The following is a 23807-nucleotide window of genomic DNA, read 5'->3' as shown; positions in this document are numbered from 1 at the left end:
AGCCTTCCGAAAACAACAGTTCACAATGAAATCAATCAGTTTCACTATGCACCCATTGCCAACACCCCACGTACCCATCAAAGCTATTCATAAAGCAGCAAATTGAATACCAATATGTGACAAAAATTTAATAAATACAAAGTAACCGCAGGTGATGCAGTTTAATATCCATCTCCCCTTAATTGCACTGCTTTTGTTTATTTCCTTGTGTTTTCAGCGGGTACGAAGGAGCGGAGGTTTCGGGAAGGTGGTTGAGCGAGGGGGGGCGAGCACTTCCGGACGTGCATCAGCGGCAAAAAAGGGCCGACCATTGCTGGCCGGCCCTTTCAAGCCACTGTTTTCGCTTTTCTCAGAGTGGTGCGGACACTCGATATCAGTCCCTGGCGTGGCACTTGTTGCAGAGCACGCGCTGGTAGGGAGAAAACGCCTGCGGATGCCTCCCGTAGTATGCCTGCCGGGTCTCGGCCACGGTCCGGCCCTGGGCCTGGGAGGGGTTCATGACCGGATCGGGCCAGATGGCATTGCCGGAGGCATCGGCCACGGTAATGTGGTTGGAGTCGATGGCGAACCGCGTCATATGGCTGAAGCCGGAGGCGTGGGCACGGTGGCAGGAAAGACACGACACCTTGTCCGTTGCGGCCGGACCGGCGGTGGTGGCGATTGCATCCTTGAGGGCCGTCAGGTCGGTCACATCCCCCAGCTCAAACGGGACAAGCGACAGATAGGCCGTAGCCACAGTGCCGTCCAGGCTGCCCGTCTTGCGGTAGGCATTGTAGGTCTGGGCCACGTCGCCGAGCTGTTTGTCGGCCGGGTGAAGCGAAGAACCGGGGGCAGAATGCATGAGGGCATGGCAGTTGGTGCACCAGGCAGAAGTCCCCTTGCCGTAGGAAACGCGGGTGTCGCTGGATTCTTCGGACCGGTTGTAGACGACGGGCGCCACCGCAAAAGGCGCTGCGTGGGTAAAGGCCGGGCCGCCGGCCAGGGACTTGGGTTTGTAGCCGACCCCCGCCAGGAGTCGATACGTACCCACGGCGGAACCTGCGTCGGGGAGGGAGCCGTAGGAGCCGGCCCCCCTGATCGGCTTGCCGCTCGTGGCCTGAACCCCGTTCTCCACAATGCGGTACGCGCCGTGCGGATCGTGGCAGCTGGAACAGTGGAGGCTGTCGGACGGATAGGGAGTGGAGCTTCCCGGAGCGTTGATATTTGTGGTGTCTGCCACATAGTTAAAGTCGGCGGCGACAATGTTGTGACCATGCTGTTCGCCGCGAATCTCCACCGAGGCTGAGCCCGGCGCGGGAGCCCAGGAATAGGATTTTTTCAGCCAGCCGAAATCGCCGCCGGGGGTGAGCTGCAACGGCGGCGACCCCACGGGCATGTCATTTTCGGCAGTGGAAACATGATACGAGGTGGGACCGGTGTCTCCGGCCTGCTGATGGCAGTTGAGGCAGGCTGAGCTCTGGTCCGATCCTCTGAGAAGAAACGGGCCGCTCTGAAAGCGGGCGCTCGACCCGGTCATGGCGGCGCCTTCGCTTGTATTGTGCATGGTGTGGCACCCCTCGCACTGGGCCGCACCGCCCGAATGGAAGGCCCCGGCCGGCGTCGCAATACAGATGGCCGCCAGTACCGCAGATACACACCCCGCCTGCAATGATTTCATGATGTTCTCCAGTGCCAATAACATAGTCTCAACTCATGTAACTCTTTTCGGCATAACGGAAATTTTCTTGAACGCATTTGTGGAGGCACTGATTTTTTTCGCCCGTCGACGCCTCCTTCTTGCCCCACCTGCAACCCGTAGTACACTATGAAACCGGGACGTTATCTCCGGGACAGGGCACCAGGAGGCACGCCATGGGCATTCCACTCCGCGTTCTGATCATCGAAGACTCCGAAGACGACATGCTGTTGGTGCTGCGGGAACTCCGCAAGGGGGGATACGAGCCTGATCATGTGCGGGTGGAGACCGCCGCCGAGATGGTTGCGGCCATGGCGGCGCGGGACTGGGATCTGGCCCTCTCGGACTACGTCCTCCCCCGCTTCAGCGGCATGGACGCGCTGCGGCTCTGGCGGGAGCGGGAGGAGGATCTGCCGTTCATCGTGGTGTCGGGCAAAATCGGCGAGGAAACGGCGGTGGCCGCCATGAAGGCGGGCGCCAACGACTACCTCATCAAGGGAAGCACCTCCCGGCTGGTGCCTGCCATCGCCCGCGAACTGCAGGAGGCGGAAGTGCGCCGCAAGCGCCGGGAGGCCGAACAGGCCCTGGCCCGGAGCGAGGAACGGTACCGGCGGCTGGTGGCCGCCGTGTCCAACTACACCTACACCGTGGAATTGGCGGAAGGGCACGTGATCCGCACCTCCCACGGCCAGGGGTGCCTGCCCGTGACCGGCTACACGAGCGACGAATACAATACCCGCCCCACCCTCTGGTACGAGATGATCCACGGCGAAGACCGGGACCGGGTGCTGGCCAGCATCGCCCGGCTGGAGGCAAAGAAGGGGGTGGTGACCCTCGAGCACCGGATCGTCCGCAAGGACGGTGAAACCCGCTGGGTGCGCAATACCATCGTCCCAACCTGGGACGACACGGGCCGGCTCACGGCCTACGACGGACTCATCGCCGACATCACCGAGCGCAAGGAAGGAGAACTGACCCGCCAGATTCAGACCGTGGCCCTGAAGGCGGCGGCCAACGCCATCGTCATCTGCGCCCCGGAGGGGAGGATAATCTGGGCCAACCCCGCCTTCACCCGCCTGACCGGCTACCTGCTGGACGAGGTGGCGGGCCGCGGCATCGGTATCCTCAACTCCGGCGTGCACGGTAAGGAGTTCTACCGCAATCTGTGGCACACCATTCGCTCGGGTACGGTCTGGCACGGCGAGATGATCAACCGGCGCCGGGACGGCTCCCTCTACCCGGAAGAGCAGACCATCACGCCGGTGCGGGACGAACGCGGGGCCATCCGCTGCTTCATTGCCATCAAGCAGGACATTGCCGAGCGGAAACAGGCCCAGGAAGCGCTGTTGGAGAATGCCCGGCTCGCCTGCGACATGCAGCTGGCCCGCCAGATCCAGCGATCGCTGCTGCCGGAGACGCCTCCGCCCGTGCCGGGTTGCCGGTGCGCGGGGCGCTGGGTGCCGGCCGCCCACGTGGGGGGCGATTACTACGATTTCTTCCCCCGGGAGGACGGCTCACTCGACCTGGTCATCGCTGACGTGTCCGGCCACAGCGTCGGCGCGGCTCTTATCATGACCGAACTGCGGAGCGTCATCCGCTCCCTGGTCCACGCGGGGGGAACACCCGCTCAGATCGTCGGTTCGCTCAATGCACTGCTCCATGAAGACCTGTCCCGGGCGGAGCTCATCATAACCCTCTTCTATGCCTCCTACTCCCCCGCCACCCACACTCTGGCCTTTGCCAGCGCCGGACACAGCCCTCCCCTGGTCTGCCGCCGCCGGGGGGAATGCCGCCAGATTGACGCGGAGGGGCTGATCCTCGGCGTCAATCCCCTCGTGGAGTATGAGCAGAACGAAGTCACCATGGCCGCCGGAGACATCCTTCTGCTCTACACCGACGGCATCACCGAGGCGACCGGCGCGGACGGGGAATTCTTCGGCACGGCCAGGCTCGCCCGGGCCATGGAGGAGGAAAGCGGACGCGAACCGGAAGAACTCCTCGACGCCATTCTGACACGACTGCGGATGTTCACGGGGGGAGTGCCGTCCGGCGACGACATCTGTATGGCGCTGCTGAAGGTGGGGGATTAGGCGGCAAGCCGGCTCAAGACCAGCAGAAAATTGCGGGTGAGGAGGGGATGGAAATCCCGGCCCCGCTTCTCCAGCAGGATGCCGGCTATCTGACGGAGTTCCATGGAGTCGCGGTAGGCGCGCCGGGTGCGCAGGGCATCGAAAAAGTCCGAAAGGGTCGTCATCTCGCTGCAGAGACTCTGGCGCCAGCCGGCGGCAACGGACGGATAGCCGGAGAGATCGTGCTTTAGATGGTGCTCGAAGGTGGCAACCACTGCGAGCCGCGGCACGCCGGGGGTTTCAGCCAGACAGCGGGCTCCCATGAGGGGATGGCGGCGCATGACGGCCCATTCGTCATCATCCAGCTGGCCCGGCTTGGTGAGTATCTCGGGGGGAACGAACATCTTGCCGATGTCGTGAAGCATGCCGGCAATGCCTATTTCCTGCAGGAGAGGCCCGTCGATGCCCAGGGCCATGGCCTGGGCCAGATTGAGGACACAGACGTTCACCGAGTGGGTGAATGTATATTCGTCAACGTCCCGCAAAGGGGCCAGGGCCGCCAGCGGACTGGCCTGCTCGCGCAGGGCGGTGATGAAGCCCGCCACCAGATCGGCCAGGCCGGTCACATGGCTGCGCCGGTGGCGGGCGACCCCTTGGTACAGCTCCATAAAACGGCCGATCTCCATGGCGGGCAGGCCCGAGGCGTGTCCGGTGCCGTCCGTGCCCCCGGAATAGCGGACCTCCACCCGGCCGAACCGCACGTGGGGTGACGAATGGAACTCGCCACCCGCCGTTCCCGACCCAGCGAGAATCGATGCCAGGGCCGCCAGCTCCTCTTCCGTCACGCCGCGCAGGAACTTGAGGTGCCCGATCCCCCGGGACGTGAGCATTCCCGCGAGGCGTTGCAGAAACAGCCCTCCGTCAAGCGGCGTGCCCTCCACCAGTATCTCGCCATCGATGACCACCAGCGACAGGGCCTCGTCCGCCTCAAGGGCGGCCGACAGCTCTGTGAACGCCTCGGAACGCAGCAGGATGACGCGGGGATGCCGGGCCGCGTAGAGGGCGGCGCCGGAAATGGCCGTGACCAGCGACCTGAGTGCCCCGAGAAGCCGTTGACGCGTCGCTTCGTTCATCGGTCCCTCGCTTCGGCGAGCCTGAGCGCGACCCGCGCGGCACCGGCGATTTCGCCACCAGTAGCGGCGGCATCGCGCAGCAGGCGCAGGGGCTCCTGCCCCGGGAAACGGGGAAGCGAGCGGATCACCTCCAGCTTCACCTGATTGAGGGCCGCGGAGCGCAGCAGGCTCCTGCTGCCCAGAATGCGCGTCAGCTCCGGCAGGGCTGCGGGATCCCCCGTCTCGGCCAGCGCCCGGACCGTGGCGCAGCGGACCTCTGGATCGGCGGCAGCGCCGCCGCGCCGCAGAAGCTCGATCAACTGAGCCCGGACCCGCCGGCTCGCATTGCCGTCCACCAACGGCACCGCCATGAGCAGGGTCTCGCGGTCAGAGCTGTCCAGCCCGCGGAGCAGCCACTGCTCCGCCTGGGAGTCGCGGAACCTGAGCAGGGTGCGGGCCGCCTCCTGACGTACCTTGGGGTGGGGATGCGCAAGCAGCTTTCTGGCGGGTGCCGCGCCGGCCGAGTAGTCGAGTTGCCGGAGAAGGATCAGGAGGTTTCGCACGAAGTACCACCGGCCGTCCTCCAGGAGGGCGACGGCGGCAGCGCCGGCGGCGTCGCCGAGCCCCATCAGGCATTCCATGTACCAGCGTCGGAGGGTCATGGACTCCTCCACCGCCAGCCGGTCAAGCAGGGGAGTCACACAGGGGGAGCCGAGCTGCGAAATAATCTGCCGGATCTCGTCGTAACGCACTTTTCCCCAGATGGCGGGCGCGTCGATCAATGCAGCCGCGAAAGACGGAGCGCCGAGTGCCTCTCGCAGGGCAGCGCCGGCACCGGCCTTTTCCAGGGCGTGGATGCGCAGGAACAGTCCCCCCAGTGAACCGAAGTCTCCGGTGGCGAGGTAGTACTCGGCAAGCTCTGCCAGGTTCGACGCAAACGGGTCGGCTCCGTCAGGCTCCAGGCGGATGATTTCCATGATGACCTCTCCCGCCTTGACTGCAGCATTTTCCGATTCAAGTTCCAGCCGCAGGGACTCCAGTTCGGGAGCCACCGCCCGTTGAACCCCGGCTCGCGTCAAACGGGAGAGGTCTTCCTCATAGGGCAGGGGAACGAAGGCCCGGCTGTCCCCTTCTCGCAGAACGGTTTCCAACCGGCGCGCCATCTCCGCCGCCCCGGCGGGATGGGACGATGGGGCCCGGCCGACAGCAGTGGAGGGGGCGGCCAAACCGAAACGCTGAAAGAGATCGAGCAGAACGGCAGGGATGGAGGAGCCGCGTTCGGTCAGCCCCGTAAAGGCCTCCATGACCGCTCCGTCGGACAGGGCTGCGGCAACCCGCTCCGCCATGGCAGGATGGCGCGCCAGGGACGCAAAGGTACTGCCCAGAAACTGGCGGCGTAACTCGGGGGTGAGCAGTTCGGCCAGCTCGGCCAGGCGGGCCGTCTGACTATCGTCTCCCACCGGATGTTGCTCGGCCTCCCGTACGGTGCGGAGAAACGCGGTGATGACCGCGTCGTAACTTTTCTGCCGGTTTTCCGATGAGCCGGCGAGGCAGCCGTTCATGAGCCGGGCCAGCTCCTCCGGCGCCAGAGTGCCGTGATGCTCGGTCACCGTGCCGAAGGGGTCCAGGGTACCATCGAGCATCCCCCGCACGTACCGCTCCCAGAGTGAAAGATCGTCCTGATCGGCCGATGGGGCCGTAACACGCTCGTCCTCGGTTACGTGGAACAGGCCGTAATCGAGCCCCGTCACCTCAAGCCCCAGGATAGCCGCTTCGGTCATCATCCGCCCCAGGCCACCCCGCTGGCGAATCTCCTCGCGCCGGAGACCCAGCAGTGAGCAGAACCGGACCAGTTCGTCCGGGGAGACGCCCCGTTTCACCGTAAGCAGGGTGAGCCCCCGCTCGGAGAGAAACCGTGCCAGGTCACGGAACACGAGGTTCCGACGGTCCAGGGGGTGGCCGCCGAAGAGGATGGTGTCGCGCGCGATGCCCATGGTGGCGCTTCCCTCGCCGGCGAGGAGCAGGTCCGTCTGGCCGGCGACCTTCTCCGCCGCGGAGCGGATGGCCGGATGCCCCTCCGGGTAGGCCGAGACCGCCCGCCTCAGGATATTCAGCTCGATGATGAACGAGGAGAGAATACCCGGCTCGATGCCGGCAATGCGTATGTCTGAGTTCGTATCAGTCAAACGTGACCGCTCCCGTGGCACCGGCACCGTAACTGCTGAGCCCGGCTCATTGCCGGTGCATCGTAAACGAAAACGGCATACCGTGCAACGCATGCCGTCGGAACCGCTTCCCTGGGGGAAAAAGGGGTTGCATAATCAGCCCAAATGGAGAGAATAGCCCTGCCGCGCCGGACACTAGGGGCGCGCCGCAGAGAGGTTCCCGTGACGCCCGACACCCTGCTTCCCCTCCTCGCCGTTCTCCCGCCGCTGGCCTACGGGCTCCTGGCACTCTTCTGCGCCCGGGCCTGGTTCGGCCGGCAGCGACCCGGACCGGGACACACCCCGCCGGTGACCATCCTCAAGCCGGTCAAGGGGATGGACGCAGAGAGCTTCGAGAACTTCGCCTCCTTCTGCCGCCAGGAGTACGGCGGGCCGTGGCAGATGCTCTTTGCCTGCGCCTCGGCCGACGACCCGGTCATTCCGGTGATCCGGCGCCTCATGGCCGAGTTTCCGGACCGTGACATCGATCTGGTGGTGGACGGCACCATCCATGGCCCCAACTACAAGGTCTCCAACCTGATCAACGCCTTCCCAAGGGCCAGGCACGACATCCTCATCGTCTGCGACAGCGACATCCGTGTCACGTCCGACTATCTGGGGGAGGTGACCGCGCCGTTCGCCGACCCGGCAGTGGGGCTCGTCACCTCTCTCTACCGGAGCCCCGGCGTACGGGGCGCCGCCACGGCCCTGGAGGCCATGGGGTTCACAGTGGAGATGGTGCCGAACGTCATGGTCGCCCAACGGCTCGAAGGGCTTTCCTTCGCCCTGGGCGCCTCCATGGCGGTGCGGCGCACGGCACTGGAGTCCATCGGCGGCTTCCCGGCCCTGACCCACTATCTGGCCGACGACTACCAGCTGGGCAACAAGATCCACCGGGCCGGCTGGCGGCTGGAGCTGTCGGACTGTTTCGTGGAGAGCGTCATGCACCGGGAGAACCTGACCACGGTCCTCTCCCGCCAGCTCCGCTGGTGCCGCACCATGCGGGCCTCGCGCCCCGGCGGCTACCTGGGCTCGGGCATCACCCAGCCCGTTCCCCTGGCCTGCCTGGCACTTCTGGTGTCGGGCTGTTCCGCCGCCGGATGGGGGGCGGTGATCCTCCTCTACCTGACCCGCGCCCTGGTGGCCGTTACCTTCAGCCGCCGGTACCTGCGGGACGGCATCTTCCCCCGCTGGCTCTGGCTCCTCCCCCTGCGCGACATCCTCGCCTTCGCCACCTGGGCCCTCTCCTTCGCCGGCAACCGGGTCCGCTGGCGCGGCAACCTCTTCCGGCTCCTGCCGGGAGGAAAGATCGTGGAAATCGGCTGAGAGTTACACGTACACCATCTTCCGCGTCATTCCCCCGTCCACCACGAAATTGACGCCGGTGACGAATCCCGCCTCGGGCGAGACCAGCCACGCCGCCAGGGATGCCACATCCTCCGGCGTGCCGACCCGGCCGGCGGGGTGCTGGCTCCGGTCCTCCTCCGAATGTGCCGCGGGCCGGCGACGGCTCGCCTTCTGCCACTCGCAGGTCTCGATCCAGCCGGGAGAGATGCAGTTCACCCGCACGCCGGGGCCGAGGGAAACGGCCAGGGCATGGGTGAGCGCCACCAGCCCCCCCTTGGACGCGGCGTAGGCCTCGGTGTCGGGCTCGGACATGAATGCCCGGGTGGAGGCGATGGTGACGATGCTGCCGCCGTGGCACGCCAGGAACGGTGCAGCGTGCTTCGCGCAGAGAAAGGCGCCGGTCAGATTGGTGCCGATTAGCCTCTGCCATTCGTCCAGGGAACAGTGCTCCAGGGGAACGCTCCGGAAGACGCCGGCATTGCAGACCAGGATGTCCAGCCTGCCGAAATGCGACGCCGCCCGCTCCACGAGCACGCGGACATCGTCCTCCCGGCCCACGTCGGCGGGAACGAACAGGACCCGGCCGAGTCCGGCGAACCCGGCGGCCGTTTCCTCCCCGGCCTCCCAGTCCGTGTCGGCCATGACCACGGCGCATCCCTTTTCCATCAGCTTCTTCACGACCGCCTTGCCGATTCCCTGGGCTCCCCCGGTAACTACGGCAACCTTTCCCTTGAGCGGCATGACACCCCCCTCACGCTGGTTTTCGCAGTGCGCTGCCAGACAATTGTACTCCATTTTGGTTCTCTGTTTTTCCCCGATCTTCTGCTACCATTGACCGGGCGGCGAACCGGACGCCGCCGGAGGAACAATCATGAGGCATTATCTTCGCATCATCACCGCGGCGCTTGCCGGGCATCTGCTCGCCGCAGCGGGCGCTGCCCATGGCTGGCACGATGAAACCCACCTGGCGGTTGCACGGGCGGCCGGCTACCACAAGTGGTACAACGCGGCAGGACCGGATATCGCCAAGCAGAAGGCGGGAAACATCGAACAGCGCAACCACTACTGCAACAACAACCGGGGCGAGGCGGTGACCGTCGGGACGGTCCTCGGCCAGATTGCCCGCTACAACGATCCATCCGATGAAGAGGGCCATCTCTACGGCGCCATCATCGCCGCGCTCCGGGGATACGAACGCTCCAGCCGCGAGGGGAAGTACGCCGAATACCACCTGGCCTACGCTGCCCACTACCTGGCGGATCTTTCCATGCCCCTGCACAACACCCCCTACGACGACTTCAACCGGAGGCGCCACGAACGAAACGACGGCATCGTGGAAAAATCGGTTCTCCGTGACGTTGAGCGTATCCAGCGGCTCATGGCGCCGGTGGCCCTGGGCAGGGAGAGTTTCGAAGCGGACCTGGCCCGGGAGATCACGCGAATCGCCAATGGCGCCAGCCGGCTGGCCGAGCGGATGCGGCGGGAAAACCGGGACATGACCCCGGAGGAGACCTACGGGCAGCTCGCCCAGAGTGCTGCACTGCTGGAAGCTGTTCTCGGCCGGGTTCAACAGCGGGGGGGCGAACGATGACGGACGAACGGCGTCCGGACCCGGTCGTGCCTGACCTGCTGGCGCGCCCTTACTGGATCTTCGACATGGATGGAACCCTGACCGAGCCGGTTCACGACTTCGCCGCCATACGCGCCGCCCTGGGGGTGCCGGCGGGGTGCGACATCCTCGGCCATCTGGACACTCTCCCCGAAGGGGAGTCGCGGCGTCTACACGGACTTCTGGACGAAATCGAGATCGAACTGGCGGGCCGGGCCGAGGCGTCCGCCGGAGCCCGGCGCCTGGTGCAGGCCCTGGACCGGCGCGGAGTACGCATGGGGATCGTGACCCGCAACACGAGACAGGTGGCGCTGCGGGTGCTGGAACATATCGGCGTGGGGAGCTACTTCCCGGCCGGGAGCATTCTGGGGCGTCACGACGCACTCCCCAAGCCGGAGCCGGACGGCATCCTCCGCCTGGCGGCATCCTGGGGGACAACCGGACGGTCTGCGGTAATGGTGGGGGACTACCTCTTCGACCTCCAGTGCGGCCGGTCGGCAGGGGCGCTCACGGTACACGTGGACCGGACCCGAGCCTTCCGCTGGCCCCAGTTCACCGATCTGGCGGTGGCAAGCCTGGAAGAGCTGGCTGAACTGGTGGAACGGGGAATCAGCCGAGAGTGAAGGAGAACGCGGCCCCCCGTCCGATCTCGCTCTCGGCCCGGACCGTGCCGCCGTGGCGTTCCACGATCCGGCGGACAATGGCCAGCCCCATGCCTGGGCCGGAGAATTCCTCGGGGCCGTGGAGCCGCTCGAAGGAACCGAAGAGCTTGTGAACATAGCGCATATCGAAGCCAACGCCGTTGTCGCGGACGACATACACATTTTTGCCATCGCGGGACTCCATGCGGAACTCGACCTTGGGCCGCTCGACACGTGCAGTAAACTTCCAGGCATTGCCCAGGAGGTTTTCGAACAGTATCCTGAGCAGGCGCGGGTCACCGCAACCGTTGATCCCGTCGGCAACCTCGAGTTCCACCTTGCGGTCCGGCTCCCGTTCGGACAATTCGCGGCCCACCGAGCGCGCAATGGAGCTCAGGCTGACATTACGGCGCTCAATGTCCTCCCGTGAGATGTGAGACAGACTCAGGAGCCCGTCCACCAGCTCACCCATATTGACCGCCGCCCGGCCGATGCGCGACAGGCAGTGGCGGCCGGTGTCATCGAGACGGTCCCGGTAGTCCTCCTGGAGCATCCGTGCATAGCCGGCGATGTGCCGCAGGGGTGCCCGCAGGTCATGGGAGACCGAGTGACAGAACGACTCCAGGTCGGCGGTGCGCTCCCGGACCCGCGCTTCCAGGTCGGCATTCAGCCGCCGGATTTCCTCCTCGACGGCCCGACGGTCGGTGACGTCGTGCAGGAGCCAGACCTCGCCCGATTCGTACTGGTAACCGAAGAACTCCAGGTGGCGGATCGTGCCGTCCTTGCGCCTGACGGGCATGATGCGGGGGACGCGCATCCCCGCCGCGCGATCCGCCTCGTAGACGGCGCGGACCTCTGCGGCCTGCTCGCCGTAGATGGTAGAAAACCACTTGTCGAGGGTGTCCAGTTCATGGCGCCGGTAACCGGTTATCTCTTCCACTGCCCGGTTGACCAGGAGCCGGTCACCCTCCCGGTGGGCGGCGCCTGCAGGCAGATGCTCCACCATGAGCCGCAGCCGGTGCTCACTGGTGCGCAGGGCTTCTTCCACCCGTTTCCGCTCGCTGATATCACGGGCAAAGCCGTAGACGATCTCCCGCCCACCGATGCTCGCATACCTGACGGAAATCTCCTTGGGGATGTCGCGGCCGTCCCGGGTCCGGTGGACCGAGTCCATAACGAACCCACCCTGGAGCCGCACCGTTTCCCACATGACGGGCCAGCGGTCGGAGGGGACCAGGGGATCCACGTCGCTGACGGTCATGGAGAGGAGCTCTTCGCGGGAATAACCGAGGTTCTCGCAGGCCGCCCGGTTGACATACACCAGGCGCCCCTGGCGGTCCGCCCAGAAGATTTCATCGGTGGCATCATCGACCACCGCCCCCATCAGGACGAGTTGTTCCTCGTTCCGCTTGCGTGCGGTTATATCGAAGATGGTCCCCACCATCCGGGCCGGGCGACCGGCGTCATCATGGTCCACGGCGGTCCCCCGCGCCTGGACCCAGACGGTGGCGCCGTCACCCCGCAGGATACGGTATTCAAGGGTGGCCGAGATGCGGCTCCCATCCATGAGGTCTCTGATGACCGGCACGCACGCGGGCCGATCGTCGGGATGGACGATTGCCTCGATAAAGACGCTGTCAATAAAGGTTTCGTCGGATGAGTAGCCGATCAGGGTGCGGTAGCCTTCACTCAGGAAAAGTCGGTCAGCGCGCAGGTCCCAATCCCAGAATCCGTCGGTGGCGGTTTCCAGGATCAAGGCGAGGCGGTCGGAATTCATTCAGTGCTCCGGATTTGAATTTGATCAGGGCAGGATGGAATAAGTTTGCAAATGTAACCGAATTGCGACGACAATGTAAACAATTTTAATGTTTACTGGTTTTTTAATAAACCTTTACGAGCAGATGCACACGGAGACGTGACGATGGTTGTGACGGGACTGGGACAGTGCTGCTGGGACACGCTGGCTGAGGTGGAGGAGTATCCCTCGCCCGACAGCAAAGCAGAATCGGGACAATGGGTGGAGCAGGGAGGAGGGCCGGCGGCCACGGCACTGGTGACTGTGGCGAGACTCGGCCTGCAGTGCCGCTTTGCCGGTGTGGTGGGGGACGATGCCGCGGGCGCGCTGATCCGCCATGCGCTCCACGCGGAAGGAATTGACGTGACCCATCTGCTCACCCGGCCGGGAGCCGCCTCCCAGCGGGCCTTCATCATGGTCGAACGGACCGGCGGGCGGCGGACCATCGTCTGGCAGCGCCCCACCGGCGCCCACCTGGCCCCTGCGGAACTTGAGGAGCCGTTCTGGTCCGGCAGCGCCTTCCTCCACCTGGACGGGCTCATGGAAGAGGCGTCCCTCCATGGGGTCCGGGAGGCCCGGCGCCGGGGAATCCCGGTCATGGTGGACGCGGGCCGGATGCGTCCTGGGATGCGGGAGCTCGCGAAACTCTGCGATTACCTGGTGGCGGCGGAGCAGTTCTTCCTCGACTTGGGCTGGGACGGTTCCGAGGAGCAGTTCGCACGGCTTGCCGACGGCCTCGGCGCACCGACAGTCACCGTTACCTTGGGCGACAGGGGGAGCCTCACCCGGCACGACGGAACGACCTGCCACGTGCCGGCGTTTCCCGTAACGACCCTGGACACCACGGGTGCCGGGGATGTCTTTCACGGGGGCTATCTGTTCGGGCTCCTCAAGGGGTGGCCGTTGCGGGAGACGGTGATCTTCGCCTCGGCCGCGGCGGCCCTTTCATGCCTTCACCTGGGTGCCCAGCGGGGAGCGCCCCGGCTGGACGAAGTGATCCGGTTCCTCGTTGACCGGGGAATTCCCGTGCCGGCCGTCTGAACCGGGCCGCAACACCACATGAAGAGGTCAATCCATGAAACACCTGATGACGTACCCTGTCCTGATTCCTCTCGCCCTGATCCTGGGCATGGCCCCCTTCGTGCCGGAGCCTCACCTGGTCGAAAAGTTCCGGATGCTGTCGGCCGGGACCCTGACGCGTCCCATCGACATCTTCGATCTGCTCTGGCATGCCTGGCCCCTGGCGCTGCTGGGCTTCAAGGCGGGCCGGGACCTGGGCCGGCGCTTTTCGGGGGGGAAGGAACAATGAAAGGGAAAAGCTCGTCCGGCGCCACCCTTGTCTGGTCGTCGGAACACGGTCGAATCTGTTCCGGCTGCGGCAAGCCGGTTGCATCCTGTTCCTGCCGGGAAAAGGGCGCGGCCCCGGCCGGAGACGGCATTGTGCGGGTCAGGCGCGAAACAAAAGGGCGGGGCGGCAAGACGGTAACCGTGATCACGGGAGTCCCCCTGAACGAGGCGGGGGTCAGGGAGCTTGCCGGTGAGCTCAAGCGCCGCTGCGGCACCGGCGGCACGGTGAAGGAGGGGGTCGTGGAGATCCAGGGCGATCACGCCGACCTTCTGGTAGCCGAGCTCACGCGGCGGGGATTCATCGTCAAGCGGGCCGGAGGGTAAAGGGAGGGGCGCTCAGGCGCGGCACTCAGCCACCACCAGGTAGGGCGCGGCGGACGAACGGTTGCCCTGGCGGCAGCGCCAGACATTGAAACGTGCCGGCGGCAGGGAGGCTGCCCAGGCATCCACGGCTGCCTCCTCTTCCGGCCCGCCGGGATGGCCGGTGTAGACCGCCACCGTAACGATGCCGCCGGGCAGGAGTAGTTCCGTCGCCTGGTCCAGGGCCGCGCCGGTGGTTGCCGGGGTGGTGATCGTGCCGTTCTCCGCGCCGGGCAGAAACCCCAAGTTGAACACCACGGCGGTCACCGGACCGGGCACCAGTTCCGCCAGCCGTTCGTGACCGCCGTTGACCAGCTCCACCCGCTCCCCGCATCCGGCCGCTTCCAACCGCTTCGCCGTGGCGGCCAGGGCCGCATCCTGAATATCGAACGCCCAGACCCGTCCCTCCGGCCCCACCAGCTCCGCGAGAAAGAGGGTATCATGGCCGTTGCCGCAGGTGGCGTCGACCACCCGGTCCCCCGGCTTCACCCGTTCGCGCAGGAAAAAGTGCGCCAGCGGGACCGCACCGCTGAGCCCCCTAGTCACTACGCTTCCCCACCAGCGTCAACACCGCCGGCAGCACCAGGATGAACGCGGCCTGGCAGGCCACCATGCCCAGGCTCATGACCGCCCCGATGCTGAAGACCCCTTGGTGGCGGGCCACCATGAGCGCGCCGAAGCTCGCCATGATGGTGAGTGTATTGTAGATGACGCCCAGGCCGGTGCTGCTCATGATGACCGAGGCAGCGTCCCCCTCTTCCCGGCGGAAGCGGTTGATGATGTAGATCCCCGAATCCACGGCAATGCCGAGGATAAGCGGCAGCACGATGATATTGGCAGAGTTGAAGGGAATGCCGGCCAGCCACATCCCCCCCACCATGAGGAGCATTCCCACCACCAGCGGCACGAGCCCCACCAGGGTATAGACTAGACTGCGGAAGGTAATGAACAGGATCAGCACGATTGCACCGAAGGCGTAGACGAACGCCCGCAAGTAGGCGTCGCGCATGATGGTCATGGATTCGTAGACCATAACCGGCTCGCCGTTGGCCCGGGGCGCCACGCTGCGAACCTGGTCCAGGAACCGCTTCAGTGGCTCGCGCTCGAAAATCTCCTGCCGGGGCGCCACCTGGAGCAGATACGTGCCGCTTTTCCCCACGAAGCGCTCCCTGAGCTGCTGAGGCACGTCCGCCTCGGTTACCGGACGGACTGCGAGGCTTGCCTTGAGCTGCTGGATCTGTTCCGGGAACGAGGCGAGCATCCCCCCCTGGAAATCCCGGAGCATGCCGAGGGCATTGCGGTCCTTTTCTTTCTCAAGGTCAGCGAAGAAACGATCAAGGGTGGCGAGGAAGGCCCCCACCCGAACAGCCTCGGGCCTCTTCTCCGCCTCGAGCCGCACCTTGAACCGCTCCACGGAGGTACGGAAATTCTCGAACACCGTGGGGAGTTCCATGACCCGCAGATCCTCCTCGTAGGGAACCGGGTTCACATCGGCCAGTTCATCCCGCAGCACGGCCAGTTCCCGGAGCTTGGCATCCTGATCGTCGGGGACGAACGTAAGGAGGCTCACCACGTGGTCGACCGTCGGCAACTGCTCCAGGCGGGCCGTGAGCATCCTGGCCTCGGCCGGCGTCGCAGCGGTCACTTCGGCGAAGTAGCCCGCATTCTCCCTGCTTTTCATCAGCTTGTAGGCATACTCCACCGACTCGAGCCCCCGGGCCTGCAGGTTAAGGAGATTGTAGTCGAAGCGGGTATCGGCCAGCGGATAGAGCGAAGCGAGGCAGAGCAGAACAGTGATCCCCACGACGATCCGCGGATGGCCGAAGAGAAACGCCTCCAGCCGTGCGAACCGGGGTGAGCGCCTCAGCAGGCCGGCGGCCCGGGCTTCTCGCTCGGTCTCCCTCGTTTTGCGCAGCGGCACGAGAAGGACCAGGGCCGCGGGCAGGGTGGTGAAGGTAACGGCCACGCAGACGGCAATGCCGAGGGAGGCGATGATCCCCAGCTCGGCAATTCCCCGGAAATCGGTGAAGGCGAAGGTGAAAAACGCCGCTGCCGTGGTGGCGGCGGCCATGACAATGGCGAGCATGTTCCGGCTGAGCCCCGTGTTCACGGCCTCCAGTTCACCGGCCCCGAGCCCCAGCTCTTCCTGGTAGCGGAGCACCACCTGGATGCCGTACTCGATGCCGATGCCGATCAGCATGACCGCAAAGACCATGGAAAGGATGTTCAGGTGCCCGACCACCAGGGTCGCCACGCCGAAGGAGACGCAGATGGCCACCACCAGGGAAACCATGGCGGCCGCCACGTTCAGCACCCCCCGGAAGGCCGCCAGCAGGAGGACCACGGTCAGGGCCAGGGAGAGACCCGTTGCCAGGGTGATGTCCCGCTCGCTGGTTGCCATCTCCTCGTACTCCAGAACCGGCGTGCCGGTGAGCCCAACGGTCACGCCGGCGAACTCGGGACGTGCCTTGAGCTCAGCCACCCGGGCGCGGACCACGCGGATCGCCTCCTCGGCCGGAACAAAACTGGCAGCGTCGCGCACCGGCCTGACCGTCACTATCTGCATCCGCTGGGCCCGGGCCAGAGCCGAGTCCCCACCGAGGAAGACCTCTTCAAGGGAAAAGGAGCCCTTGCCGCCGCCAAAGGAGGCAATGCCGCTGCCCAGCTTGTCGAGCATAAAGACGAGTCCCGCCCGTTCCCGGTCGCGGCCGGCGGAAGAATCGTCCGCCGCCGTGTAAACGTCCATGCGTGTGGTAAGATGGGTAAAGAGGGTCTGGACCGACGGCGTTGAGGCGAGATCCTTCAGCACCGGCTCGGCCAGGGTAAGGTTTTCTCGGAGCGACCGCAGCTCGTCCAGGGGAAGGAGCAACAGGCCGTGCTCCCGGAAAAACGGAAGACCGTTGGGGTGAAAGACATCGCGAAAGCGCGTCCGATCGGCCGAGAGGTCCGCGGCCAGGCGTTCGGCAAAGCCCGATGCCCTGGCCTGATCGCCGCTCTCGACCACCACGACGATCTCTTCGCGGTCGCCGAATTCCGCCCGGTTTGCCCGGTAGTCCTGCTGGAACGGCGCATTTTTCGGCATCAGGTCGTCGCGGCCGGTCAGGAAGCTCATCTCCTGCCAGGTATAGAGCACCGAAAGCACTGCCAGCAGGAGTGACACCCCGAGAACGAGGCGCGGATGGCGGGCGACGACGCCGAAAAGTCCCGTAAACCGTTTTCTGTCGTTTGTGTGCTGCATGAATCCTCCCCACACGTCAAAACCTTGGCACGATACCATAGCCCCCCCGATGGGTGCAATCGTCTCGTGCCGCAGCTCTGGAGCGGCGGCAGCCGTTGCAGGGAGGTCAGTAACCATTGAAAACGGTGTCTTTTTTGTTAAATCTGTGATATTAAACACCGATTGCTGTTGGCTGCCCACGGTTGGCGGGCCGATATTCAGATGCATTGTCCAAGGAGCAGAGCCGAGATGAAAATCTCAAAAAATCCCATTTCGCACGCACTCACTTCGTTCAATGATGCGGCACGGGAAACAGCTGACAATAGTGCCGCACGCAAGTCGGGGAAAATCCACCACCTCCCCGCCACCATTTGGAAAAAAAAGGAATCGACGGTATCGAGCCCTCTCGATATAGCTATCGAGCGGACCCAGGAATTCTTTTTCCGCGAGCAGCTCCCCGCCGGCTACTGGTGGGCCGAGCTGGAATCCAACGCTACTATAACCGCCGAATACATCATGCTGTTCCACTTCATGGGGCTGGTTAACCGTGAAAAAGAGCGGAAGATGGCCAATTACCTTCTCCGCCAGCAGACTACGGAGGGCTACTGGACCATCTGGCACGGCGGTCCCGGCGACCTTTCCACCACAATCGAGGCCTATTTCGCCCTGAAGCTCGCCGGCTACCCGGCCGATCATCCGTCCATGAGCAAGGCCCGGGCGTTCATCCTAGAGCACGGCGGCATCCTCAAGGCGCGGGTCTTCACCAAGATATTCCTTGCCCTGTTCGGGGAGTTCTCCTGGCTGGGGGTTCCCTCCATGCCCATCGAGATGATGCTGCTCCCCGCCGGCTTCACCTTCAACATGTACGAGTTTTCCAGCTGGTCACGGGCAACGATCATCCCCCTCTCCATCGTCATGGCGGAGCGGCCGGTGCGCAAGCTGCCCCCCTGGGCCCGGGTGCAGGAGCTTTACGTGCGCCCCCCGCGGCCCACGGACTATACCTTCACCAAGGAAGACGGTATCCTCACCTGGAAGAACATCTTCATCGGCATCGACCACGTACTGAAGGTGTACGAGGCGAGCCCCATCCGGCCGGGCAGGAAGAAAGCCATGGCCATCGCCGAGAAGTGGGTGCTCGAGCACCAGGAGCCCACCGGCGACTGGGGGGGCATCCAGCCCGCCATGCTCAACTCGGTGCTGGCGCTCCACGTACTCGGTTACGCCAACGACCATCCGGCCGTGGCCAAGGGGCTGCAGGCCCTGGCCAACTTCTGCATCGAGGGTGAGGACGAACTGGTCCTCCAGTCCTGCGTCTCGCCGGTATGGGATACGGCCCTGGGCCTCATGGCCATGGTCGACTCGGGAGTCCCCACCGATCACCCTTCCCTCTCCAAGGCGGCCCAATGGCTTCTGGACCGTGAAGTCCGCAGGCCGGGCGACTGGAAGATCAAGTGTCCCGATCTGGAGCCCGGCGGCTGGGCCTTCGAGTTCATGAACGACTGGTATCCCGATGTGGACGACTCGGGTATCGTCATGATGGCCATCAAAAACGTGAAGGTTAAGGACCAGCGGGCCAAAGAGGACACCATCACCCGCGGCATCGCCTGGTGCCTGGGCATGCAGAGCAAGAACGGCGGCTGGGGGGCCTTTGACAAGGACAACACCAAGCACATCCTCAACAAGATCCCCTTCGCCGACCTGGAGGCCCTCATCGACCCCCCCACGGCGGATCTGACCGGCCGCATGCTGGAGCTCATGGGGACCTACGGTTATCCCAAGGACCACCCAGCGGCGGTCAGGGCGCTGAAGTTCATCCGTGAGACCCAGGAACCCGACGGTCCCTGGTGGGGACGGTGGGGGGTAAATTACATCTACGGCACTTGGTCGGTCATGTCCGGACTTGCCGCCTTTGGCGAAGACATGAGCCAGCCTTGGATCCGCAAGGCCGTGGACTGGCTCGTGGAGCACCAGAACGAAGACGGCGGCTGGGGCGAGTGTTGCGAGTCGTACGCCGATCCCCGGCTGGCCGGCGTCGGGCCCAGCACGGCGTCTCAGACAGGATGGGCCCTTCTCACGCTCCTTGCCGCCGGCGAGGTGGCAAGCTCGTCCGTGGTGCGGGGAGTCCAGTATCTCCTCGACACCCAGAAGCCCGACGGGACCTGGGACGAGGACGCCTTCACCGGCACGGGCTTCCCGAAATTTTTCATGATCAAGTACCACATCTACCGGAACTGCTTCCCTCTCATGGCGCTGGGACGCTACCGGACGCTTGCGGGCAAAGGGCTCTGACAGCCTCGACAAGTAAGTGGATTACGCGTAGGGGCGGTTCACCAACCGCCCCTACATCAGTTTTGAAGGCACTATGAAGGTTTTTGTCACCGGCGCGACCGGTTTTATAGGGGCGAGCATCGTCCGGGAATTGCTGAAGGACGGCTGCCACGTGCGGGTGCTTGCCCGCCCGGGCTCCGACCGTCGGAACCTCGCGGGGCTGGACGTGGAGATCTGCGAAGGGGATCTCCGGGATCGGCAGGCGCTGGAGCACGGCCTTGCCGGCTGCGAGGTTCTTTACCACGCCGCCGCCGACTACCGACTCTGGACCCGCACGCCGGCGGCAATGTATGCGGCCAACGTGGACGGCACCCGCAACATCCTGGAGGCGGCCCTGCGGCGCGGCATCGCCAGGGTGGTCTACACCAGCAGCGTAGGCACCCTCGGCAATCCCGGCAACGGCACCCCCGGAACCGAGACGACGCCGGTCACCTTCGCCGACATGGTCGGTCACTACAAAAAAAGCAAGTTCCTGGCCGAGCGGGAAGCGGAGGCGTTCATCGCCCGGGGTCTCCCGCTGGTGATCGTAAATCCCTCCACGCCGGTGGGCCCCCACGACGTGAAGCCGACTCCCACGGGCAAGATCATCGTCGACTTCCTTAACCGGAAGATGCCCGCCTACCTGGACACCGGCCTCAATATCATCGATGTGGAGGACTGTGCCCGGGGACACCTGCTGGCGGCACGGCACGGCCGGATCGGTGAAAAGTACATCCTGGGGCACGAGAACCTGACCCTGCGGGAGATCTTCGCCCTGTTGGCCAGGCTCACGGGGATTCCGGCGCCCAGGGTGCGGCTCCCCCATACCCCGATTCTCATGGCCGCTTACGTGAACGAGGCACTGGCCAAGCTTACGGGAAAAGAGCCGCTCATCCCGTTGGCAGGGGTGCAGATGGCCAAAAAATTCATGTTCTTCGAATCGTCCAAGGCGACGGGGGAGCTGGGGCTCCAACGCCGTCCCGCCGTGGATGCCCTGCGCAGGGCCGTGGAGTGGTTCCGCGCCAACGGGTATGCCCGGTGAACTGAGGCCGAAGGCTAAGGATTCCCTTTGCCCTCGGCCGGGAGGTTACGCATGTCCACGCTGCTCGACACAATCACCTGCCCCGCCGATCTGAAAAAGATCCCGCGGGACCAACTCCCGGCTCTGGCCGAGGAGATCCGCGCGTTTCTTCTGGAAACCGTATCCCGCACCGGTGGCCATCTGGCCTCGAACCTGGGGGTGGTCGAACTCTCCATTGCCCTCCACTACTGTTTCGACTCGCCAACGGACCGGTTCGTCTGGGACGTGGGACACCAGGCCTACACCCACAAGATTCTCACCGGCCGCCGCGACCGCTTCCACACCCAGCGCCAGTACGGCGGCATCAGCGGCTTCCCCAAGCGGAGCGAATCGTCCCACGATGCTTTTGACACCGGGCACTCCTCCACTTCCATCTCGGCTGGGCTCGGCATGGCCATGGCCCGGGAGTTGAGGGGGGGGAGCAACAAGGTGGTCGCCGTCATCGGCGACGGCTCCATGACCGGCGGCATCGCCTTCGAGGCCCTCAACCAGGCGGGGCACCTGAAGAAAAACCTCATCGTCGTGCTCAACGACAACGAGATGTCCATCTCCCCCAACGTGGGGGCCTTTTCCTCCTTTGTCTCCCGCAAGCTCACGGGCAGCTACTTCCGCGAGTTGAAGAAGGAGGTCCAGGGGCTGCTGCAGAACATCCCGGCCATCGGCAAGGACATCCTCCAGTTCGCCCGCCGGGCCGAGAACTCCCTCAAGGGGTTCCTGACCCCGGGGATGCTCTTCGAGGCCCTGGGCTTCGACTACATCGGCCCCATCCAGGGGCACAACCTGCCCCAGCTTCTGGAGGTGTTCGAGAATGCCCGGGGATTGGATGGCCCGGTGGTGGTCCACGTCATGACCACCAAGGGCAAGGGGTACGTGCCGGCAGAGACGAACCCGTCCGCATTCCACGGCGTCGGCCCCTTTGACGTGGCCACCGGCAAAACCACCGGCAGCAAGCCGGGGGCCGCCTCCTATACCGGCATCTTCGGAGATACCCTGGCACAACTGGCCCGGGAAAACGAAAAAATCGTCGCCATCACCGCGGCCATGCCCGACGGCACCGGTCTTACCGGCTTCGCGAAAGAGTTCCCCGAGCGCTTCTTCGACGTGGGGATCGCGGAGCAGCACGCCGTCACCTTTGCGGCGGGGCTGGCGGCCGAAGGCTTCCGTCCCGTGACCGCCATCTACTCCACCTTCCTCCAACGGGCTTACGACCAGGTGTTCCACGACGTCTGCCTCCAGAACCTGCCGGTCGTCTTCGCCCTGGACCGGGGGGGAGTCGTGGGCGACGACGGCCCCACCCACCACGGGGTCTTCGACCTGTCGTACCTGCGGCACCTGCCCGGCATGACCCTGATGGCGCCCAAAGACGAGAACGAACTGCGCCACATGCTCAAGACCGCCGTCTCCCATGATGGCCCCATCGCCCTGCGCTATCCCCGCGGTGCCGGCTGCGGCATCCCCCTGGACCAGGAGCTTCGGGAGATCCCCATCGGCACAGGTGAAATCCTGGCCGAAGGAGACGACGTCGCCATCATCGCCATCGGCATCACGGTCCTGCCCGCCCTTGAGGCTGCACGGACCCTGGCGGAGAAAGGAATCCGGGCCACGGTGATCAACGCCCGCTTCGTCAAGCCCCTGGACCGGGAGATGATCCTCCAGGCGGCCCGCCGGACCGGCTGCATAATCACCGCCGAGGAAAACGCCCTGCAGGGAGGCTTCGGCAGCGCCGTACTCGAACTCCTCGCCGACGAGGGGATGACCGGCGTGCGGGTGAAGCGGCTCGGCATCCCCGACCGGTTCGTGGAGCAGGGTCCCCAGCCGCAACTGCGGGCCGACCTGGGCATCGACGCCGCCGGCATCGCTGCCGCGACCGAGGCGTTCCTGGCGGCAAAGGGGGCCCCGGCGCCCGCTCTCTCGATGGTCAAATGATCCGGCACCTGGAGGGAAGGAGGGGCATTCCTCCTGCCCCGACCAAGACGAAACAGACATACATGTGAAAGGAATTGCCGTTCAATGCGCTTTCCCTGGCGACTCAACTACGACCTGACCCGATACATCATCAGCAACAAGCTCAACAAGGTGGAGAAGTTTCCGCTGGTCCTCATGCTGGAGCCGACCCACCTCTGCAACCTGGCCTGCTCCGGCTGCGGCCGCATTCGGGAGTATGCCGACACCATCCAGCAGATGATGAGCCTGGAGGAATGTCTCCGCTCCGTGGACGAATGCCCGGCCCCCGTGGTCACCATCACTGGCGGCGAACCGTTCCTCTACACCCACATCTACGAACTGATCCCGGAGGTGCTCGACCGGGGCAAGCACGTCTACCTCTGCACCAACGGCCTGCTGCTGGAGAAGGCCCTTGAAAACGTAAAGGTCCACCCCAACTTCTACCTGAACGTCCACATGGACGGCTTGGAGGAAACCCACGACCGGATACTGGAGCGCAAGGGGACCTTCAAGGTGGCCATCGAGGGTATCCGAAAGGCAAAAGCCAAGGGGTTCCGGGTCTGCACCAACACCACCATCTTCAAGGACACGGACCTTGTGGAGATCGAGATGCTCTTCTCGCTCCTGACCGACCTGGGGGTGGACGGCATCCTCGTGGCGCCGGGCTTCGACTACGAGGCCGTGGGCGAAGATCTCTTCCTCCAGCGGCGCGAGATCCAGAAGAAATTCGAGGAAGTCTACCGGATGAGCAAGCGGTTCCGCTTCTGGTCGACCCCAATGTACCTGCGCTTCCTCAAGGGAGAGAAACAGCTTGAGTGCACCCCCTGGGGCAATCCCACGCGCAACCCACTGGGGTGGAAGGCACCCTGCTACCTTATCACCGACACCCATCACCCCACCTTCCGGGAGATGATGGAAAAGACCGAATGGGACAGCTACGGCGTGGGTAAGGATCCCCGCTGCGCCCAGTGCATGATGCACTGCGGCTTCGAGCCGACGGTGGTCTCGGAGATCGGCAAGAGCTGGAAGGATATTCTGGAAATGGCGATCTGGAACATGACGTGAATCCAGGCGGACAAAGACCGATAAAGATTCCCAA

18 protein-coding genes are annotated in these 23807 nt (G+C 64.8%); 11 read left to right on the top strand and 7 right to left on the bottom strand.

Annotated elements, in window-relative coordinates:
- Positions 1-373: 373 nt before the first annotated feature.
- Positions 374-1657, bottom strand: coding sequence for a cytochrome c (locus GS_RS03500; RefSeq protein ID WP_010941362.1), 1284 nt, complete (start codon positions 1655-1657; stop codon positions 374-376).
- Positions 1658-1851: 194 nt separating this feature from the next.
- Between GS_RS03500 and GS_RS03495 the strand changes: the two genes are divergently transcribed.
- A complete protein-coding gene (locus tag GS_RS03495; protein ID WP_010941361.1) occupies positions 1852-3765 on the top strand; it encodes a SpoIIE family protein phosphatase in 1914 nt (637 codons plus the stop codon).
- Here the strand turns inward: GS_RS03495 and GS_RS03490 are convergent.
- Both GS_RS03490 and GS_RS03485 read right to left on the bottom strand, forming a co-directional pair.
- Positions 3762-4877, bottom strand: a complete 1116-nt coding sequence (locus GS_RS03490) for an HD-GYP domain-containing protein (RefSeq protein ID WP_010941360.1) — start codon at positions 4875-4877, stop codon at positions 3762-3764. The genes GS_RS03495 and GS_RS03490 overlap by 4 nt on opposite strands.
- Positions 4874-7042, bottom strand: a complete 2169-nt coding sequence (locus GS_RS03485) for a HEAT repeat domain-containing protein (protein ID WP_010941359.1) — start codon at positions 7040-7042, stop codon at positions 4874-4876. The genes GS_RS03490 and GS_RS03485 overlap by 4 nt, the downstream gene beginning before the upstream one ends.
- Before the next feature lie 201 nt (positions 7043-7243).
- Here GS_RS03485 and hpnI point away from each other — a divergent pair, with 201 nt between their 5' ends.
- Entirely contained in the window at positions 7244-8386 is a 1143-nt protein-coding gene (hpnI, locus tag GS_RS03480; RefSeq protein ID WP_010941358.1) for a bacteriohopanetetrol glucosamine biosynthesis glycosyltransferase HpnI, read from the top strand.
- Between the two features lie 3 nt (positions 8387-8389).
- Here the strand turns inward: hpnI and GS_RS03475 are convergent, their stop codons facing one another.
- Entirely contained in the window at positions 8390-9148 is a 759-nt protein-coding gene (locus tag GS_RS03475; protein WP_010941357.1) for a glucose 1-dehydrogenase, read from the bottom strand.
- 130 nt (positions 9149-9278) lie between these two features.
- Between GS_RS03475 and GS_RS03470 the strand changes: the two genes are divergently transcribed.
- Together GS_RS03470 and GS_RS03465 are read left to right on the top strand one after the other, a co-directional pair.
- Positions 9279-9998, top strand: coding sequence for a hypothetical protein (locus GS_RS03470; protein ID WP_010941356.1), 720 nt, complete (start codon positions 9279-9281; stop codon positions 9996-9998).
- Positions 9995-10639 (top strand): HAD family hydrolase, encoded by a 645-nt coding sequence (locus GS_RS03465; protein WP_010941355.1) that lies wholly within the window; start codon positions 9995-9997, stop codon positions 10637-10639. The genes GS_RS03470 and GS_RS03465 overlap by 4 nt, the downstream gene beginning before the upstream one ends.
- On the opposite strand, the gene GS_RS03460 is transcribed toward GS_RS03465, so the two are convergent.
- Positions 10626-12434, bottom strand: a complete 1809-nt coding sequence (locus GS_RS03460; protein WP_010941354.1) for a PAS domain-containing sensor histidine kinase — start codon at positions 12432-12434, stop codon at positions 10626-10628. The two genes, GS_RS03465 and GS_RS03460, sit on opposite strands and share 14 nt — an antisense overlap.
- 144 nt (positions 12435-12578) lie before the next feature.
- On the opposite strand from GS_RS03460, the gene GS_RS03455 reads away from it, so the two are divergent.
- The 3 genes from GS_RS03455 to GS_RS03445 are packed head-to-tail and all read left to right on the top strand — an operon-like array spanning position 12579 to position 14123.
- Positions 12579-13493, top strand: coding sequence for a sugar kinase (locus GS_RS03455; RefSeq protein WP_010941353.1), 915 nt, complete (start codon positions 12579-12581; stop codon positions 13491-13493).
- A gap of 34 nt (positions 13494-13527) precedes the next feature.
- Positions 13528-13761 carry a hypothetical protein gene (locus GS_RS03450; protein WP_010941352.1) on the top strand — a complete coding sequence of 78 codons (234 nt, stop codon included), beginning with the start codon at positions 13528-13530 and terminating at the stop codon, positions 13759-13761.
- The gene (locus GS_RS03445) at positions 13758-14123 is read left to right on the top strand and encodes a translation initiation factor Sui1 (protein ID WP_010941351.1); all 366 of its coding nucleotides are present in this window, start codon (positions 13758-13760) and stop codon (positions 14121-14123) included. Before GS_RS03450 ends, GS_RS03445 begins: the two co-directional genes overlap by 4 nt.
- Positions 14124-14135: 12 nt before the next feature.
- On the opposite strand, the gene GS_RS03440 is transcribed toward GS_RS03445, so the two are convergent.
- Both GS_RS03440 and GS_RS03435 read right to left on the bottom strand, forming a co-directional pair.
- Positions 14136-14705: a class I SAM-dependent methyltransferase gene (locus GS_RS03440; protein WP_010941350.1), complete on the bottom strand. Its 570-nt coding sequence runs from the start codon at positions 14703-14705 to the stop codon at positions 14136-14138.
- Positions 14698-17397 carry an MMPL family transporter gene (locus GS_RS03435; protein ID WP_010941349.1) on the bottom strand — a complete coding sequence of 900 codons (2700 nt, stop codon included), beginning with the start codon at positions 17395-17397 and terminating at the stop codon, positions 14698-14700. The genes GS_RS03440 and GS_RS03435 overlap by 8 nt, the downstream gene beginning before the upstream one ends.
- A gap of 228 nt (positions 17398-17625) precedes the next feature.
- On the opposite strand from GS_RS03435, the gene shc reads away from it, so the two are divergent.
- From shc to hpnH, 4 genes are all read left to right on the top strand, one after another.
- Positions 17626-19665 (top strand): squalene--hopene cyclase, encoded by a 2040-nt coding sequence (gene shc / locus GS_RS03430; protein WP_010941348.1) that lies wholly within the window; start codon positions 17626-17628, stop codon positions 19663-19665.
- Positions 19666-19738: 73 nt separating this feature from the next.
- Entirely contained in the window at positions 19739-20725 is a 987-nt protein-coding gene (gene hpnA / locus GS_RS03425; RefSeq protein WP_010941347.1) for a hopanoid-associated sugar epimerase, read from the top strand.
- A gap of 51 nt (positions 20726-20776) precedes the next feature.
- Positions 20777-22690, top strand: coding sequence for a 1-deoxy-D-xylulose-5-phosphate synthase (dxs, locus tag GS_RS03420; RefSeq protein WP_010941346.1), 1914 nt, complete (start codon positions 20777-20779; stop codon positions 22688-22690).
- An 84-nt stretch (positions 22691-22774) separates the two neighbouring features.
- The gene (hpnH, locus tag GS_RS03415) at positions 22775-23773 is read left to right on the top strand and encodes an adenosyl-hopene transferase HpnH (RefSeq protein WP_010941345.1); all 999 of its coding nucleotides are present in this window, start codon (positions 22775-22777) and stop codon (positions 23771-23773) included.
- Positions 23774-23807 lie beyond the last annotated feature (34 nt).

Origin of the sequence: Geobacter sulfurreducens PCA (assembly GCF_000007985.2) — a bacterium.
GTDB classification, from domain to species: domain Bacteria; phylum Desulfobacterota; class Desulfuromonadia; order Geobacterales; family Geobacteraceae; genus Geobacter; species Geobacter sulfurreducens.
The sequence above is the reverse complement of the archived record's forward strand: the minus strand, read 5'-3'. Positions and strand labels throughout refer to the sequence as shown.